A 15,731-nucleotide genomic window follows, 5' to 3' on the forward strand; every position below is an offset into this window, starting at 1 on the left:
GCTCACAGTTTGAAAGATAAAAAAGCGGGGGAGGACCAGTTGGTCCTCCCCCGCTTTTTTATCCTTTTTAGTATCTAAAATAAAGTCAGAGGGGCAGAGTCTGCGGCAAGATATGGCTGTTTTCAGCCAGCAGGGCGCTCATCTGCGATCGGTCGGGGCTGTGGCCGGCGCCGGTGAACCGCACTGAATAGCTGCCGGCAGCGCACCCCCACTGCAGGCTGCCGGCCAGGTCGCCATCCTGTACATAGCGGGCCAGAAAGGCACCTACGAACGTGTCGCCGGCCCCCACGGTGTCGGCTACCTGAGCGGGATAGCCGGCGAGACGATACCCCCCGTTGGGACCGCAGGCCAGCGCCCCCTGCGCCCCCAGTTTGCACACCGCCACTTTTCCCCGCGCGGCCAGCTGCTGGGCGGCGGCCAGCGGTGTGGCGGCCCCGGTCAGCGGCATCAGCTCTTCCTCGCCCGAGCCGAACACGATGTCGCACAGGTCGATGGCTCGGCGGTAGCGCTTTTGCAGCGCGTCGTCGAGGGCAAAATTGTCGGGCCGCAGGTTTAAGTCCATAGCGACTGGAATGCCCCGCGACCGGCAGCGCTCCATGAGCTCGATGGCGGTGTCGCAGCCGGGGGAGAAGATGAGCTGGATGCCCGAGACATACAGCGCTGCCGCCCCGGCCAGCGCCGAATCTGGCGCGTGCTGGGGATAAAAGAACACATCGGCGGCCTGTTCCATGGGAAATCCGTAAGAAAAGCTGCGCTCACCGTCGCCGGCAATGTGACAGAGCACCATCATGGTGCGGCGGTGGGGATCGGTGTGCAGATAGGTGGTGTCGACACCCAGCGGGGCCAGTACCTGCCGCGCATAGCGGCCCAGAAAGTCGTCCCCCACTACCCCCAGCGGGCGCGCCGGTACACCCAGCCGGGCGATGGCGGCACATACGCTGCCGCCCACCCCGCCACTGGCGTAGGTGATGCTGGGGACCGGTCTGCCCTGAGCGATATCGGCCAGCAGTGCGGCGTCTACCGCCGGGGCGGCGGCCGCCTGCAGGATAATATCGGCGTGATAGTCCCCCAGACAGAGGACAGAGCCGGGGGCGCTCACAGCTTCTGCCCGGCAGCTTTGGCGTTTTGGCAGAAGGCGCGCACCAGCTCGATATCCTTGACGAAGCTGCCGTCAGGGAAGATCTTGTTGGTGCCGGTCAGCGAGTCCACCCCCCAGGGATGGGTCTCGGCGATGACCTGCGCCACATTGTCGGGCCCCAGACCGCCGGCCACGATGACCGGGATATCCACCGCCTCGACGATGGCGCGATCGAGCGCGCGGTCGTGCCCCACCCCGGCGGCGCCGATCATACCGTCGTCGGGGTTGGCCGAGTCGAGGATCAGCATATCGACAAAGCCGGCGTAGTGCCTGGCCGTCTCGATATCTTTGGCGCTGCCTACAGCGATGGCCTGCAGGATCTTGATAGCGGGGTCCAGCGCGCGGATGTGGGCCACCACCTCTGGGGTGGCGGCAAAATTGGGTGCCGAGATGTGGATGACGTCGGGGTGGTGGCGCTCTACCATATTATAGGTGACCTGCGGGTCGTCGCTGAGGGCGATGAGCACCCGTTTGCACAGCCCTTTAGTGGCCTGCAGGATGGCGGAGGTGGTCTCTTCGCTGACCACCTCGGTGAGGGTATCGTCGTACCCGGCGTATTGGGGTGGGCAGATGCCGATATAGTCGGCCCCCGCCGCGATAACTGCCAGCGCCTCGTCGGGATCTAAAATGCCGTAAACTTGTACGATCATGGTGCGTCCTCCTCAAAATTGGTGTTTGCTGCCATTATAGCATGTGCACACAGTGTGCTCTAGAGCCAACTGTCACAAGAATAGCGGCTGTTATTTGGCAGCGCGGCGGTGCGAAAAGGAGATGGCCGCGGCGCGCTGAGAGCGGGAAGCGTACCGGTGTATAGGGACCAGCTTTTTGGGTATACTGGATACAGGGCGGCAACGCGGCCGGCGCGCCGCCGGAGAAGGTGGGCATTTAGAAATTTTTGCAAAAATGTGTTGACATCACCGGAACAAAATGCTATTATAATGGAGCGCTTTGGCGGGCATACAGCGCATAAAACTGCATATGAATCACTAGCTCAGTTGGCAGAGCATCTGACTTTTAATCAGAGGGTCCGGGGTTCGAGTCCCCGGTGGTTCACCAAACAAAGTCTACGCGAGCAATCGTGTAGACTTTGTTTTTTATGTATAGATATGCGGCGCGCCGCCGTGTGCCGGCTGTGTTTGCTGCCGATCCCCAGCTAAGAAGCAGGGTAGACGGGCGCGATCGTGACCCGGAGCAGCGGCGATGGGTACACGAGAGTCTGGCGGGAAAGCGCGTATTTTTGCCGGCAGGGACAGCGGCTATTTGTTGCAGGCATGTGCGATTTCTGCTATAGTAGTACAGATATGGATTATCAGAGAAGAGGAGGAATACACGTTTTATGAAGCTAAAAGAACTCTTTGCCCCGTCTGACATGACGACGGGATCGCCGTGGAAGAAGATCGCCGTCTTCACTGCGCCCATGTTGCTGGGAAACATCGCCCAGCAGCTGTACAACACTGTCGACAGTATCGTGGTAGGCAAATATGTGGGGGACAATGCGCTGGCCGCCGTGGGCAGCGCCTCACCGATCCTCAACCTGCTGCTGGTGCTGTTTATCGGTATCTCCACCGGCGCCACGGTCATGGTCAGCCAGTATTTTGGTGCCCGCGACCGGGACAAGCTCTCGAAGACGGTGGGCAACTGTATCACCCTGACAGCGCTGGCCTCGCTGATCATCATGGTGGTCGGCCCGCTGGTGGCCCGCCCGCTGCTAGAGCTGCTGGACACGCCGGCCAGCATCATCGACTGGTGCACCTCATACCTCAATATCCTGATGTGGGGTGTGGCTGGAGTGGCTTTTTACAACATCCTCTGCGGTGTGCTGCGGGGGCTGGGCGACTCGATGTCGGCACTTCTCTATCTGCTGGTGGCCACGGTGCTCAACATCGTGCTGGACCTGTGGTTTGTGGCGGGGCTCGATATGGGCGTGGCCGGGGTGGCCCTGGCTACCGCTATCGCGCAGGGCGTATCGGCGCTGATGTGCCTGCTCAAGCTGCTGCGTATGCAGGACGTGTTTGACATGCGGGCGCGCTATTTAAAGCTGCGGGGCGAGTTTGCCGGGACCATCGTCAAGCTGGGGCTGCCCTCGGGCATTACCCAGGCGATCTTCTCGATGGCCATGATCGTGGTGCAGTCGCTCACCAACAGTTTTGGCGAGATGGTCATCGCCGCCAACGTCATCATCATGCGTGTAGATGGTTTTGCCATGATGCCCAACTTCTCGTTTGGCACTGCCATGACCACCTATACCGGCCAGAATGTGGGCGCCGGCAAGATGGACCGGGTACACAGCGGCACCAAGCAGGGAACGCTGATGGCGGTGGGCTTTTCTACGGCTATCACTGTACTGATCTTGCTGTTTGGCAGAAATCTGATGGGGGTGTTTACCAACACCGCCGAGCTGGTGGCGCTGAGTGCCGATATGATGAAGATACTGGCGGTGGGCTACATCGCCATGGCCGTGACCCAGTGCCTGTCTGGTGTGATGCGCGGCGCCGGAGACACCATGACCCCGATGTGGATCTCGATGTTTACCACCGTTATCGTGCGGGTGCCGGTGGCTTATGGGCTGGCTTACATCACCCGCTCGGCTGCCCGGCCCCAGGGCCACTACACCAGCATCTGGATCTCGCTGCTCTTCTCGTGGGTCTTGGGTGCGCTGGTGACCTTTATCATGTACCGCCGCGGCGGCTGGCGCAAAAAGGCCGACCAAACTATCGAGCGGGAACAGTCTGCCCATCAGGAGACGGTGTAGGCGGCTGTGTACGCGCCGCTTTGCAGACACACTGCGGGGCGATCGACCGCATAAAAAAGAGAGATGGACTGCAGTCCATCTCTCTTTTTCTCATGTAGAGTGCGTACGGGATGAGTGCTGCGCGCCTGTACGAGGTACCGGCGTGGTACCCGCAGAGCAGTGCGGCGACCGGTGCTGCGGGTAGTAGCGACACCTGCTAAAAGGGGCCGTTGAGGCTGGCGCGCAGCAGGTCGAGCATTTTGAGGCGGTCGGCCGACAGCGCCACCTTTACATTGGGGGCGCGGCCGGTACGGCCCTCCAGGTCCACCACCGTCTGCCCGCGGTGCTCGCCGGGGGTGAGACAGATATCGACATAGCAGTCTTTGGTGGTGATGATATCGGGGCAGAAGACCGAGGCTACTGCCAGCGAGTCGTGCAGCGCCGAGCCGGGGAATTCCTCCCCCTTTTCGTACACCGAGAGCATATCGTGGGCCAGCTGAGCCAGGTGGGTGTGCTCGCCCTGGATGAGCGCCTCCTCCTCGTCGGGGTAGATGAGGCACTGCAGCGTGGCGTCGAGACCGCACATGACGATGGGCACTCCGCAGGCGAACACGGTAGCCGCCGCCTCGGGATCGGAGTAGATGTTGGCCTCTACATACGGGGTGACGTTGCCGCCTACGGCAGCACCGCCCATCAGGTGGATGGCCCGCACTTTAGACAGCAGCTCGGGGTAGGCGACCACAAAACGGGCGATATTGGTCAGCGGCCCCACCGGGATAAGCGTGATGGGCTCATCACTCTGGCGCAGCAGCTCGGCGATAAAGTCGGGTGCGGGCAGCTCGACCTCGTGGTGGGTGGGGGCGGGCAGCACTACCGGGCCCAGCCCCTCCAGGCCATGGATCAGATGGTCGTCGGGACCGTCGTATTCCCGCAGCGGCTTGCACAGCGGCTCGCTGGCGCCTTTGGCGACGGGGATGTCCCGGCCCATCAGTTCTACCAGCTGCAGCGCGTTGCGCAGAGTGCGCCACAGCTGCCGGTTACCAAAGCAGGCGGTGATGCCGCGCACATCCAAATCTTTACACTGCAGAGCCAGGATGATGGCCAGCGCGTCGTCTACGCCGGGGTCTACATCCAGTATTACGGGGATAGGTTTCCTTACTTCCATTTGTTCCTCCTGTTTGGATATCTGTGTCTTGGTTTCTCACAGCGTCTATGATAAACTATATAGTAACTATACAGTCAAGACCTTTGGCAAAATTTTTTTGGAGGGCCAAGAGATGGATATTCCCAAGGGAGAGATCCTCTACACAGTGGGGGAGTTTGCCGCCCTGCACGGTATCAGCCGCCAAACGCTGATCTACTACGACCGCACCGGGCTGTTTTCGCCGGCAGTAGTGGGACAAAATGGCTACCGATACTATACCAACCGCCAGAGCGATATCCTCAGTGCGATCCGTACGCTCAAAGAGATCGGCAGCTCGCTGCGGGAGATCGGTGATTACCTGCACGGCGATTCGGGCACGCTGCTGGCGCTGCTCCAGAGCAAGCAGCAGTGGTTGGCCGGTGAGATACGGCGCCTGCAGGCGCTGCACGGCGCTATCGACCGCAAGACGGCGCAGACACAGCTCGCCGCCAGCCACCCGGTGGAGGTCCCCTGGTTGGAGGAGCGCCCGCAGGAGTTTTTTTTGTGTATGCCCATCCAAAATCCGCTGGGTATCACCTCTCACGACTACACCGAGGCCAGTACCCAACTGATGCAGTACTGTGCCAAGTACCCCTCCACCGCCGGTAACCTGCCCGGGTCGGGTGTGAGCTGCCGGCAGCTGCAGCGGGGGATTTACCAAAATGGCTCGTATATGGCCATACAGAGCACCGAGCAGACCGGCGACCGACTGGAGCGGGTGAGGACAGCCGGACTGTGCGGGGTGATACACCACCGGGGCAGTTATGGCAGCACCCAGGAGAGCTATCGCATCTTGCTGGATTTTATTCGCCGGCAGGGGCTGACCATCGTTGAGGGCAGCTACGAGTACGACCTGCTGACCTACCTGTCGGTCAAAGATGAGCAGTCGTACGTGACGCGGGTGGAGATACGGGTAGAGCGATAAAAAGAGGTGCTTCACCGCCAGGCAGCGGGCAGAGCACCTCTTTTAAAAATAGATAAATAAAAGATGATAGGTGTTTCACTATGGTAAATATTGAAAACCGCTATTTTACAGAAAGGTGGCGCCGTGTTACCCTAGAACAGGTGGCGCGTGCGGCAAACTTTTTATAAACTGGCGCATGACGGCCGAGAGGTACTTGTCTTTGTGGTATACCAGCTGAAAGCTGCGGCTGAGACCCGCCCGCTGCAGCGGTAAGATCGCCACCTGGCCCTGGGCGGCCGGCTTTTGTACCAGCACCAGCGAGAGCATCGCCAACCCCTGCCCGGCGGCCACTGCGGCCAGCACCGAGTCGGAGCTGTGGCAGCTCCACTTCACGTTGATCTGTACCTGATTTTGGCGCAGGAACTCCTCGAACAGGGCCCGGGTGCCGCTGCCGGTCTCGCGCATGATGAACTGCTGCCCCTGCAGCTGTTGGGGCGTCACTTTGTTTTGCTTGGCCAGCGGGTGATCGGGGGCGCAGATCAGCACCAGCTGGTCGTCGAGCACATCAAAGGTGCGCAGCTGGGGACTGCTGATCTTGCCCTCTACCAGCGCCAGGTCCAGCTCGCTGCGGCAGAGCATCCCCTCGATGGCCTGGGTGTTGTCGACGTAGACCTGTACCTGGGTGCTGGGGCAGACTGACTCAAATCTGGCCACCAGGCCGGGCAGCAGGCAGCTGCCGATGGTGATGGTCGCCCCCACCCGCAGCAGACGGTGGTGGGCGGTGTGGTCCATCTCCTGGTCCATCTGCGAGAACAGGTCGGTGATCTGCTGGGCGTAGCGCTGCAGCTGTTGCCCGGCAGGGGTGATGTACAGCCGCTTTTGCAGCCGCTCGAACAGGCGGGTGTGATAGTGCTCCTCCAGCTCGGCGATCACCTGGCTGACGGTGGGCTGCGAGATGTACAGCTCTTTGGCGGCGCCGCTCATACTGCCTACGCGGGCCACCGCCAGAAAAACTTCTAAGTGGCGGGTGGTCATGATTTCACTTCCTGCACCGATGATCTGCGGCCGGACTATATAGGGCCTGTTGGCCGCAGTCGTAATACACATATGGTACCGTTTTTTGCCCGCCTTTGCAAGGCGGGGCCGAGAGACGCGATAGAAAGGACGGATAAACTGTGGCGATTTCACCAGCAGATATCAAACGGGTAAAAGGTGAGGGGTTTTTGCTCAACCGCGGCACCGAGGAATTTTCTGCCCGCATCATCACCGAAAACGGCGTGCTCACCGCCGCGCAGATGCAGAACCTCAGCCAGGCAGCACACGAGTTCGGCAACGGCAACATCAGCTTTACCACCCGCCTGACGGTGGAACTGCCCGGTATCCACTACCGCGATATCGAGTCCTTTAAGGCCTTTGTGGCCCGGGAGGGGATGGTCACCGGCGGCACCGGCGCCAAGGTGCGCCCGGTGGTGGCCTGTAAGGGGACTACCTGTGTGTTTGGCCTCTACGACACGCAGCAGATGGCGGCCGATATCCACCACCGCTTTTACGTGGGCTACGGCAGTGTGGCACTGCCCCACAAGTTTAAGATCGCCGTGGGCGGCTGCCCCAACAACTGTATGAAGCCCGATCTAAACGATATTGGCATCGTTGGGCAAAAGGTACCCCAGTACCTGGGGGAACAGTGCCGTCAGTGCAAGCAGTGCGCCGTTGAGACAAACTGCCCCATGCAGGCCGCCAGTTACCGGGATGAGCTGTTGCAGCTGGACGAGGAGATCTGCAACAACTGCGGCCGTTGCATAAAGGGGTGTCCCTTTGGCGCCGTGGCCGATAACGAGACCATGTACCGCATCTACATAGGCGGCCGCTGGGGCAAAAAAGTGCGTATCGGCGACCAGCTACCCCGGCTGTACACCCGTGACGAGGCCATGGATATGGTGGAAAAGGCGATCTTGCTGTTTAAAAAAGAGGGTCAGCCCGGCGAGCGCTTTGGCGTGATGATCGACCGCCTGGGCACCGCCTGGGTCCAGCAGCAGTTAGAGGGAGATGCACTGCTGGCGCAAAAAGAAAAGATACTCGCCGCACAGTAGCGGCGAGAGATAAACAGACAGCCGCGGCCGAGAACATTTGGCGGCGGCTGTTTTTCTGTGCGACCGTCTGGATGTGTGCCGGTACAGGCCGGTGCTGGCCAGTGCAGTTTGGTAAAATAAAAAAGCTGTGGTATAATGGCGGCAGGGAGCGGGCCCCGGCTGCCATCTCGGCGGCCTAATAGCGGGCATTCGGGCCGCGGTGGCCCGCCCATTACGACTTAGGAGGAACACGTTTTATGACCTGTAAAAATTGTGGCAACGAGATCGCACCGGGCAGCCTGTTTTGCACCGTTTGCGGTGTGCCGGTAGATACCGCCCAGGCAGAAGTGCAGCAACCGGCCCAACCGGCCCCCGAGGCCCCGGCCTCCGGCCCGCAGACAGCTTATCAGCAGGTGCCGCCCCAGGGCCCACAGCCGGGCTATCAGGGCGCTCCGTACGGCGCCCCTGCCCCGGGATACCCCATAAAGCCCAAACGCGGTGCATTCGACTTTAAAGGCGGACCTATCTTCGAGTGCCCGGCAGTGCGCTTTGTCTTACAGGCGCTCAGCTTTGTTGTGCCGCCGGTGCTGCTGGTGGTGGCGCTGATGCTGCGCACCGCCGAGGAGGGCAAACACCGCGACTTGGCCGACAGGATGATCAAGTGGGCGACCATCGGCTCGATGGTGTTGGCGGTCCTCTTTGTGATCAGCGGTATCGGCGGGATCTTTGGCTTTTTGCGCTCGGCCTGGTACTTCTATTAAAGTCAGGCGATACCCGGCGCACAGATTGTAAAAGCGACACTGCCCTATTGCGGGCAGTAAAACTAAAAAGGCCGGCATCGGTGCAGACGACCTGTACCGAGCTGGTTTTTTTGTATGGGACGGCGCTGCGGGCTGCCCTGTGGGGGAGGAGAGAACATGCAACACGATATAGAGCCGGTGGACAAGATCGGTTCGATGGCGCTCATTCGTCAGGAGGAACGTGACATCGACTGCAATGTGTTCAGACACATTGGGCGCGAACTGCGCCCGGGCATGATCTGGGCCAGCTCTGGGGTGGCCAAGATCGGACGGCTAAATTATATCAAGCGTACCGGTCATGCCCTAGAGGTGCCAAGCAGCGCCGTGATGACCGATTACTCGTCCCAGGGACAGGCGATCTTGATGGAGAAGTACCGGTGCTGCATCTCGTCAAAATATTCGGTGCGGCAGATGCTGGTGTCGCACACCCATTTTAACGACGCCGAAAAGCGCGCGTACATCTACACAGCCACCAGTTTTTGACGCGCTGTACGGGCAGGGGAGCTGGATCCATCACCAACTGTAACGGTACGGCCAGTTTTGAAGAAAACCACCGCTGGGAGCTAAAGCAGCTGCGTAGCAGTGTCCAACAGCAGGTGGTAGCGTGCATCGACAACGACGGGACCGCCGCTGTCATCGCCGCGCTGGTCCACCCCCGCTATCTGCTGATCTTTACTTCGGTAGAGGATTAAGACGCCGATGAGATGATGGCAGCTGCCGGCAGGCTGCACGATGCAGGACCACTGTATTGGTGACAGCCACGCCGGCGCCAGCCGTGCCAGCGCCGAACTGGAATTTTTGAAAGAGCCCATCCGTCAGGGGGCGACGATGCGGACCGCCAACTCTCGGTACCGCATCGCCGATGTGCTGGCCGGGCGCTGTCCGCGCACTACTTTTGGGGTACGCTGAGCGCGGCGGTGACCTTTTTGCCCTGCGTGTAGGGCTGGCGTCGCACCGGCGCAGGGGAACATCGTCTAAAATAAACGGGCCATACCAAACAGGGTATGGCCCTACATTTTTATGTACAGTGCCTATGTATCCAGCGGTGCGTAGTAGACCGGCAGTCCCAGGCTGGAGAGCATTTGCCGTTGGCTCTCGTCACAGCCGTCGTCGGTCACGATGCAGTCGATCTGGTCGATGCTGCAGACCTTGTAAAAGCAGCTCTTGCCGATCTTGCTGTGGTCGCACAGCAACACCACTTTGTCGGCCGAGTTCACCATGGCCCGCTTGACCATCAGCCGATGGGTGGAGAGCGAGGAGATGTTGACGGTGATATCGCCGCGGTCGTTTATCCCGTTGGCACCTAAAAACAGGTGTTGTACGTGGATATTGCGGTAATACTCCAGCGAAGAAGGCACATCGAAAGAATCGATCTCCCGGTTGTATACCCCGCCGGGCAGGTGCAGCCGAATATGACCGGCACGGGCCAGCAGCCCGGCAGTCACCAGCGAGTTGGTCACCACATCCAGCGGCAATCCGCGCTGTATCAGGTAGCTTGCCAATGCGTAACTGCTGCCGCCCAGATCTAGCAGCAGCGTCTGGTCGGGGCGCACAAAGGTGTCGGCGGCAAAACGGGCGATCGCCTCTTTTTCGGCCAGATTCTGTTTCATGTATACCGACGGCATGGCCAGAGTAGCCGGGGTTATGTGGATACAGCAGGCCCCGCCAAAGGTGCGCCGCAGCAGACCATCGTGTTCCATCTGTCGCAGATCGTTGCGCATGGTGGCCTCGCTGCAGCCGCACTGCTGCTGCAGCTCGCGGCAGGACATATGACTGTTTTCCTGCAACAGGGACAGTATCTTCTGCTGTCGCCGCTGCTTTTTGCCCAGCGGGGCGGCAGACTGCATGTCGTTTTTGTCCATCATGAGAAAATCCTTTTTCCTTGTATTATGATAGAGACAACCGTATTTGTCAAGCGATCATCTCAATAATTATCAAACTCGATAAATTTGTATGTGCAATCTTGCAAAACAATATAAAATCAAACTATAATTATCGGAGAACAGCAAGATAAATGATTGACTATGCACAATATTTTGTTATGATGGGGACAGAGGAAGAGGAAAGTTATCGAGTGGTGATAATTTTCTCCCACACAGAGTGTACAGAGGAGGTAACATCTGTATGAAAAAGCTGACCGCGCTGCTCCTGGCGTCGTCTATGCTGCTCACCGCTGCCCTGACCGGTTGTGGCGACAGTGACGATGGGGGCGACAGTAAGAAATCCGAGATCAAATCGATCGTTTACGTGACCAGCAACCTGGGTGACAAATCTTTTGCCGACATCTCGTGGAAAGGTGTGCAGGAGGCTGGCGAGGAGCTGGATATCGATGTAAAAGTCATCGAGTACGGCACCGACTCCAAGTCGAAGATGGAGCCCACCCTGATGGATGCGGCCGATACCTATGATCTGGTGCTCTTTTCACAGGGCGAGATGCTGGAGATCCTTGAAAAACACGCCGAGGAGTACCCCACCAAACGCTTTATTGCCTATGATATCGATCCCAACTACGACAACAAGCTCTCGAACTGCTTCTGCATCAACTACGTGCAGAGCGAAGGCGAGTACCTGGCCGGTGCGCTGGCTATGAAGATGTCTCAGTCGAAAGTCATCGGCTTTGTGGGCGGCGCTGACGGCGTGCTCATTGGCGACTTTATGGTCGGCTATATCCAGGGCGCTCAGAGCGTAGAGCCCTCCGGAAAAGTGGCGGTCTCGTTTATCGGCAACTACACCGATGCACCCAAGGCCAAAGAGCTCTCGAACGTACAGATCAACACCAACAAGGCCGATGTGGTCCACCAGGTGGCTGCCGGCGCCGGCTTGGGCGTATTCCAGGCCTGTCAGGATGCCGGCTGCTGGGCATTGGGCGTAGATGCCGACCAGCGCGAGTACTTTATCGACTCGGATCCCGAACTGGCCAAAGTCATCCTCACCTCGATGACCAAGCGCAATGATATCGCCTTAAAAGAGGCGATCACGCTGGCGGTAAAGGGGGAACTGCCTTTTGGTACGCTGGAAAAATGGGGCGTTAAAAAAGGAGTTGTGGCCCTGGCTGAAAACGACTACTACAAAGAGCAGGTCCCGACGGATGTGCAGACTTATATAGACGAGCAGCGCCAGAAGATCGCCGACGGCGAGATCAAGGTACAGAGCGCCTACGGCATGGAACAGGAAGAGCTCAACTCTATCCGCAACAACGCCAAACCCTAGTGTATGACCCGGCAACCGTGCCGTGAAGTTTTTTGACATCTCTCCTACTCTACAAAAGGCGGGGAGGGCAGCTCTACCTGAGCTGCCCTCCCCGCCTTTTTATGCTGTTTATTTCAGGATAAGATGTGGCCGTTTTACGGGACCAGCCGGTAAAAACCCATAAAGCCGTGACCGTGCCACACATAGGCCTGCAACAGCAATACGGTCAAAACTGCCACGCCGATACCCAGCACCAGCCCGGCCAACACGTCGCTGGGGTAGTGTACAAACAGATACAGGCGCGAGAAGGCGATGACAGCCGCCACTGCCCCGGCAATGAGACCCAGCCGGTAGTCGGCCATAAACAGTACCGTGGCCGCGGCAAAAGAAGACAGCGTGTGGCAGGAGGGAAAGCTGCTGTCTTGTGGAGGGGCGATGTGCAGTACCTTGCGGGCCAACGCCACGTAGGGCCGGGTGCGCCCCACCGCCAGCTTGATGGCCACATTGCCGATGAGCAGCCCCAGCACCAGTGCCGCCAGGATCGTATAGCCCACCCGTCGCCAGCCGGGGATGGCCAGCAGCGCCGCGCTGACGCCCAGCCACAAGAGCCCGCCGTTGCCCAGCATCGAGGCCCCCACCATCAGCGGCGTCCAGATGGGCCGCCGGCACTTCTCCTGTATGAAGTACAGGATGGCCACGTCGTAGTGATACAGCTTTTTGCGCAGCACCGCCACACCTCCTTATCAGTCGTCTCTTTTCAAATGCCTTTAAACGTGGTCCCAGTATTCAGGGGGCAAAAAAGGCCCGCAGAGAGCCACTGCACACAGTGGTCCCACCGGGCCTTTGCCGCAAGATATTTACAGTACCGATTCCAGATTGCAGGTGTACAGGGCATTTACTTCGTCCAGACACTCGCTCACATCTACATTGTAGTCCTCGCCCACTTTGACCACTTTGAAAGTCAACTTATAGCTGGTCTTTTTGTCGCAGTCCTCGTACACTTTTAAAAAGGCCTCGTTTATCTCCTCCTCCGACAGGTGAGAGGTGCTCTCGCCGGCCGCGCCAGCAGAGGAGCTGGCGGCGCTGGAAGTTTCGTCGGTGGGGGCGCTCTGGCCGCTGTCGCTGCTCACACCATCACTGGGCTGCTGGCTCTCTGCATCCAGCTGACGGGCCACCTCTTCCTGATGGGCGTCGAGCAGATCAAAAAAAGTGATACTGGCCTCGACGGTGTAGGTATCGGTGCCGGTCTCGGTGGAACTCAAGATCTTGATCTTGGCCTTTTTGCGCTTTTTCTCGATAACTTGGCGGGCAAAGTCAAAGTCGATATCGCGGGTGGTGTAGCCATCAGCTACCCGCATCAGCTCGGTATTGCCATCGCGCACTGCCTCTAAATACGTCTTGACAGCGTCTTCCTGCGGGGTGGGGGCCTCGCACCCCACAAATACGGTCAGCGCCATCACGGCAGTCAAAACAAGTGCGGTCCATTTTTTCAGCATAAGGTGTCCATCCTTTTAATGTGTGTAAATAAGTCTACTATCAATAATATTAACATGATGCGGTGGAAAATGCAAACACAAGAGGTTAAATTTTCGCATGTCGGTGCAGTTTTTTGGTAATTTGACACATTGACCGGCGCGGTGGAAAAACGGGTGAAAAACTGCTTGTCAACCGGCGGCAAATCCCGTATCATTAAAGAGAAGAGCGCGCCTGTCATTTGGGCTGCACACACTGTGATTACGCATTTTTTGGAGGAGACGCCCATGTCTGAATTTATGTCTTACGATCCCTGGAAAAATATCACCACCAGAAACGGCCTGCCCGGCGACGAAGTCGTGTCGGGCCTGCAAAAATCCATCCGCCGCGGCAACGCCGAAAAAGCCATTGAGATGGCCTACGAGATGTACATTACCAGCCCGCAGTTTTTAGAGAAGCTCTGGCGGCGGCTGCAGGTCATCGCGGTGGAAGATATCGGCTTTGGCAATGTAAACGCCCCGGTGGTCGTGCGGGCGCTGCGGCAGATCGCATCGGAGTTCCCGTACTCCGACGGCGACCAGCCCATCTTTTTTATGCACGCGATCCGCTTTTTGTGCGGCTGCGCCAAAGAGCGCTCCACCGACTGCCTGAAGAACATCGTCATCAAAAAATTCGAGCACGGCTACCAGCCCGAGGTGCCCGATTATGCCTATGATGTGCACACCGACAAGGGGCGGGCTATGGGCCGCGACGTGCTGCATTTCTTAAACGAGGCCAGCCGGGTGACGCCGGTGATGGAGGGCTATGACGACACCTATCGCCAGCAGCTCATCGAAGTCATCGAAAAAGAGCAGGACGGCCAGCTGCCGGTAGTGGATGGCGCCTTTAGCTATAACGTCTGGCAGTACTGATACGAACACCAAAAAAGAGCGCCTGCCCACTGTGGGCAGGCGCTCTTTTTTGGCAATAAATTTTATCAGACCTGCTTGTTTTGCAGACGCTGCTGCCGCCGGCGGTATAGCAGCCCGGTAGAGATGGCCGTGAGCGGGATGGTGAAGAGGATACCGATACTGCCGGCCAGCGCCTGCAGCACCTCGGTGGCGATGAACTCCAGATTAAAGAGCGAGGCGGTGGTGTTTTGGTACGAGAGCATCAGTAGGATAAGACTGAGCGACGAGCCCACATAGGCCAGTATCAGCGTATTGGCCATCGTGCCCATAATGTCGCGGCCGATGCGCAGCCCACTGCGCAACAGCTCTATAAACGACATGTTGGGGACCTTGATGAGCAATTCCTCCAGCGAGCTGGAGATCGACATCGATACGTCCATCGTGGCCCCCAGCGCGCCGATGACGATGGCTGCAAAGATGATGCCCAACAAGTCGAGATTGCGGCTTGGGTCTTGTGAGGCCAACATAAAGGTGTCCTCATCCACCAGACCCGATATCTTCATGGCGCTGTTCATAAACACCGTCAGCAGACCGGCCACACACACGCCGCCCAGGCAACCCAGCGCCGCGGCAGCGCTTTTGCGGGTAAAGCCGGTGATGATCGACAGTGTCATCACCACGATGAACAGGCATACCAGCACCGTCCAGAGGTAGATGTTCCTGCCCGAGGCGATGGCCGGTACCAGTACGGTGAACACCGCCGCGCAGGTGAGAACCAGCGAGAGGATAGTGTTTAGCCCCTGCATGCGGCCAAACAGCAGCATCAGCAAAAAGAATACCGCCACCAGCCCCAACAGCCAGTTTTCTCTGACAAAGTTGCCGGCTATATAATCGTCGCTGCCGTCTGCTTTGTGGGCGGCGGTCAGGTACAGTTTGTCGCCTTTTTCCACCGCGTGTACCGCCTGCATCTGCAGCGTATCCATGGTCTGGGTGGCCCGCACTACCTGACCTTTTTTATCGCCCTCTAAAAATTTGGCTCTAAAGGTGACGGTGCGCTGGGCAAAGCTCACCGTCTCGTAGTCCTGGGTGGTGTCTTCGTCCGACAGCACATCCACCACCTGGGCCTTGGTTCCCTGTTCGCCGGTGCGCTGGGTAAACAAAAAATTATCCGGCCCGTCGGCCAGCTTGCCGGCCCCGTACAGCACCAGGCACGACAGTAAAATAGTCAGCAGATAGGGCAGCGGTCTTCTCTTTACGCTCACGGGCAAGTCCTCCGTATCTTCTGGGATAGCGGGCACCACTGTGCCGCATTTTTCGCCAACCACAGTATACTATAAATTGCGGCTCGAGCGCA

17 protein-coding genes and 1 tRNA gene are annotated in these 15,731 nt (G+C 58.6%); 10 read left to right on the forward strand and 8 right to left on the reverse strand.

Annotated elements, in window-relative coordinates:
* Nucleotides 1-85: 85 nt before the first annotated feature.
* Both H8K20_RS01340 and H8K20_RS01345 read right to left on the reverse strand, forming a co-directional pair.
* A complete protein-coding gene (locus tag H8K20_RS01340; RefSeq protein WP_186487250.1) occupies nt 86-1,099 on the reverse strand; it encodes a PfkB family carbohydrate kinase in 1,014 nt (337 codons plus the stop codon).
* Nucleotides 1,096-1,788, reverse strand: a complete 693-nt coding sequence (locus H8K20_RS01345; RefSeq protein ID WP_186487251.1) for a phosphoribosylanthranilate isomerase — start codon at nt 1,786-1,788, stop codon at nt 1,096-1,098. Before H8K20_RS01345 ends, H8K20_RS01340 begins: the two co-directional genes overlap by 4 nt.
* A gap of 330 nt (nt 1,789-2,118) precedes the next feature.
* Between H8K20_RS01345 and H8K20_RS01350 the strand changes: the two genes are divergently transcribed.
* Nucleotides 2,119-2,194: transfer RNA gene (locus tag H8K20_RS01350), tRNA-Lys, on the forward strand.
* Between the two features lie 280 nt (nt 2,195-2,474).
* Nucleotides 2,475-3,890: an MATE family efflux transporter gene (locus tag H8K20_RS01355; protein WP_105203377.1), complete on the forward strand. Its 1,416-nt coding sequence runs from the start codon at nt 2,475-2,477 to the stop codon at nt 3,888-3,890.
* A 196-nt stretch (nt 3,891-4,086) separates the two neighbouring features.
* On the opposite strand, the gene H8K20_RS01360 is transcribed toward H8K20_RS01355, so the two are convergent.
* On the reverse strand, nt 4,087-5,034 hold the full coding sequence (locus H8K20_RS01360) for a nucleoside hydrolase (RefSeq protein ID WP_105203378.1): 948 nt from the start codon (nt 5,032-5,034) through the stop codon (nt 4,087-4,089).
* 112 nt (nt 5,035-5,146) lie between these two features.
* On the opposite strand from H8K20_RS01360, the gene H8K20_RS01365 reads away from it, so the two are divergent.
* The gene (locus tag H8K20_RS01365) at nt 5,147-5,977 is read left to right on the forward strand and encodes a MerR family transcriptional regulator (RefSeq protein WP_186487252.1); all 831 of its coding nucleotides are present in this window, start codon (nt 5,147-5,149) and stop codon (nt 5,975-5,977) included.
* A gap of 126 nt (nt 5,978-6,103) precedes the next feature.
* On the opposite strand, the gene H8K20_RS01370 is transcribed toward H8K20_RS01365, so the two are convergent.
* Nucleotides 6,104-6,991: a LysR family transcriptional regulator gene (locus H8K20_RS01370; RefSeq protein WP_154865953.1), complete on the reverse strand. Its 888-nt coding sequence runs from the start codon at nt 6,989-6,991 to the stop codon at nt 6,104-6,106.
* Nucleotides 6,992-7,131: 140 nt separating this feature from the next.
* Here H8K20_RS01370 and H8K20_RS01375 point away from each other — a divergent pair, with 140 nt between their 5' ends.
* The 5 genes from H8K20_RS01375 (at nt 7,132) to H8K20_RS01395 (ending at nt 9,734) form a co-directional block, all read left to right on the forward strand.
* Nucleotides 7,132-8,046: a 4Fe-4S binding protein gene (locus H8K20_RS01375; protein ID WP_186487253.1), complete on the forward strand. Its 915-nt coding sequence runs from the start codon at nt 7,132-7,134 to the stop codon at nt 8,044-8,046.
* 236 nt (nt 8,047-8,282) lie between these two features.
* Nucleotides 8,283-8,786 (forward strand): zinc ribbon domain-containing protein, encoded by a 504-nt coding sequence (locus H8K20_RS01380; protein WP_186487254.1) that lies wholly within the window; start codon nt 8,283-8,285, stop codon nt 8,784-8,786.
* Between the two features lie 156 nt (nt 8,787-8,942).
* Nucleotides 8,943-9,308 carry a hypothetical protein gene (locus H8K20_RS01385; protein WP_186487255.1) on the forward strand — a complete coding sequence of 122 codons (366 nt, stop codon included), beginning with the start codon at nt 8,943-8,945 and terminating at the stop codon, nt 9,306-9,308.
* A complete protein-coding gene (locus tag H8K20_RS01390) occupies nt 9,305-9,517 on the forward strand; it encodes a hypothetical protein (RefSeq protein ID WP_186487256.1) in 213 nt (70 codons plus the stop codon). The genes H8K20_RS01385 and H8K20_RS01390 overlap by 4 nt, the downstream gene beginning before the upstream one ends.
* 40 nt (nt 9,518-9,557) lie before the next feature.
* Nucleotides 9,558-9,734 (forward strand): hypothetical protein, encoded by a 177-nt coding sequence (locus tag H8K20_RS01395; protein ID WP_186487257.1) that lies wholly within the window; start codon nt 9,558-9,560, stop codon nt 9,732-9,734.
* Between the two features lie 122 nt (nt 9,735-9,856).
* Here the strand turns inward: H8K20_RS01395 and H8K20_RS01400 are convergent, their stop codons facing one another.
* Nucleotides 9,857-10,690 carry a DeoR/GlpR family DNA-binding transcription regulator gene (locus H8K20_RS01400; RefSeq protein WP_186487258.1) on the reverse strand — a complete coding sequence of 278 codons (834 nt, stop codon included), beginning with the start codon at nt 10,688-10,690 and terminating at the stop codon, nt 9,857-9,859.
* Between the two features lie 259 nt (nt 10,691-10,949).
* Between H8K20_RS01400 and H8K20_RS01405 the strand changes: the two genes are divergently transcribed.
* A complete protein-coding gene (locus H8K20_RS01405; RefSeq protein ID WP_186487259.1) occupies nt 10,950-12,035 on the forward strand; it encodes a BMP family ABC transporter substrate-binding protein in 1,086 nt (361 codons plus the stop codon).
* Nucleotides 12,036-12,169: 134 nt separating this feature from the next.
* On the opposite strand, the gene H8K20_RS01410 is transcribed toward H8K20_RS01405, so the two are convergent.
* Both H8K20_RS01410 and H8K20_RS01415 read right to left on the reverse strand, forming a co-directional pair.
* Nucleotides 12,170-12,742, reverse strand: a complete 573-nt coding sequence (locus H8K20_RS01410) for a phosphatase PAP2 family protein (protein WP_105203386.1) — start codon at nt 12,740-12,742, stop codon at nt 12,170-12,172.
* 129 nt (nt 12,743-12,871) lie between these two features.
* Entirely contained in the window at nt 12,872-13,510 is a 639-nt protein-coding gene (locus H8K20_RS01415; protein ID WP_186487260.1) for a hypothetical protein, read from the reverse strand.
* Nucleotides 13,511-13,774: 264 nt separating this feature from the next.
* Here H8K20_RS01415 and H8K20_RS01420 point away from each other — a divergent pair, with 264 nt between their 5' ends.
* Nucleotides 13,775-14,398: an AAA family ATPase gene (locus H8K20_RS01420; RefSeq protein ID WP_105203388.1), complete on the forward strand. Its 624-nt coding sequence runs from the start codon at nt 13,775-13,777 to the stop codon at nt 14,396-14,398.
* 65 nt (nt 14,399-14,463) lie between these two features.
* Here H8K20_RS01420 and H8K20_RS13720 read toward each other — a convergent pair whose 3' ends face one another.
* A complete protein-coding gene (locus tag H8K20_RS13720) occupies nt 14,464-15,639 on the reverse strand; it encodes a YibE/F family protein (RefSeq protein WP_186487261.1) in 1,176 nt (391 codons plus the stop codon).
* Between the last annotated feature and the right edge of the window lie 92 nt (nt 15,640-15,731).

It is taken from the genome of Neobittarella massiliensis (ex Bilen et al. 2018), assembly GCF_014269355.1.
GTDB classification, from domain to species: Bacteria; Bacillota; Clostridia; order Oscillospirales; family Ruminococcaceae; genus Neobittarella; species Neobittarella massiliensis.

Coding starts and splice junctions, on each gene's coding strand:
- H8K20_RS01405 (WP_186487259.1), top strand. CDS start 10,950: ATGAAAAAGCTGACCGCGCTGCTCCTGGCGTCGTCTATGCTGCTCACC.
- H8K20_RS01360 (WP_105203378.1), bottom strand. CDS start 5,034: ATGGAAGTAAGGAAACCTATCCCCGTAATACTGGATGTAGACCCCGGC.
- H8K20_RS01370 (WP_154865953.1), bottom strand. CDS start 6,991: ATGACCACCCGCCACTTAGAAGTTTTTCTGGCGGTGGCCCGCGTAGGC.
- H8K20_RS01365 (WP_186487252.1), top strand. CDS start 5,147: ATGGATATTCCCAAGGGAGAGATCCTCTACACAGTGGGGGAGTTTGCC.
- H8K20_RS01415 (WP_186487260.1), bottom strand. CDS start 13,510: ATGCTGAAAAAATGGACCGCACTTGTTTTGACTGCCGTGATGGCGCTG.
- H8K20_RS01380 (WP_186487254.1), top strand. CDS start 8,283: ATGACCTGTAAAAATTGTGGCAACGAGATCGCACCGGGCAGCCTGTTT.
- H8K20_RS01395 (WP_186487257.1), top strand. CDS start 9,558: ATGCAGGACCACTGTATTGGTGACAGCCACGCCGGCGCCAGCCGTGCC.
- H8K20_RS01420 (WP_105203388.1), top strand. CDS start 13,775: ATGTCTGAATTTATGTCTTACGATCCCTGGAAAAATATCACCACCAGA.
- H8K20_RS01385 (WP_186487255.1), top strand. CDS start 8,943: ATGCAACACGATATAGAGCCGGTGGACAAGATCGGTTCGATGGCGCTC.
- H8K20_RS01400 (WP_186487258.1), bottom strand. CDS start 10,690: ATGATGGACAAAAACGACATGCAGTCTGCCGCCCCGCTGGGCAAAAAG.
- H8K20_RS01355 (WP_105203377.1), top strand. CDS start 2,475: ATGAAGCTAAAAGAACTCTTTGCCCCGTCTGACATGACGACGGGATCG.
- H8K20_RS01345 (WP_186487251.1), bottom strand. CDS start 1,788: ATGATCGTACAAGTTTACGGCATTTTAGATCCCGACGAGGCGCTGGCA.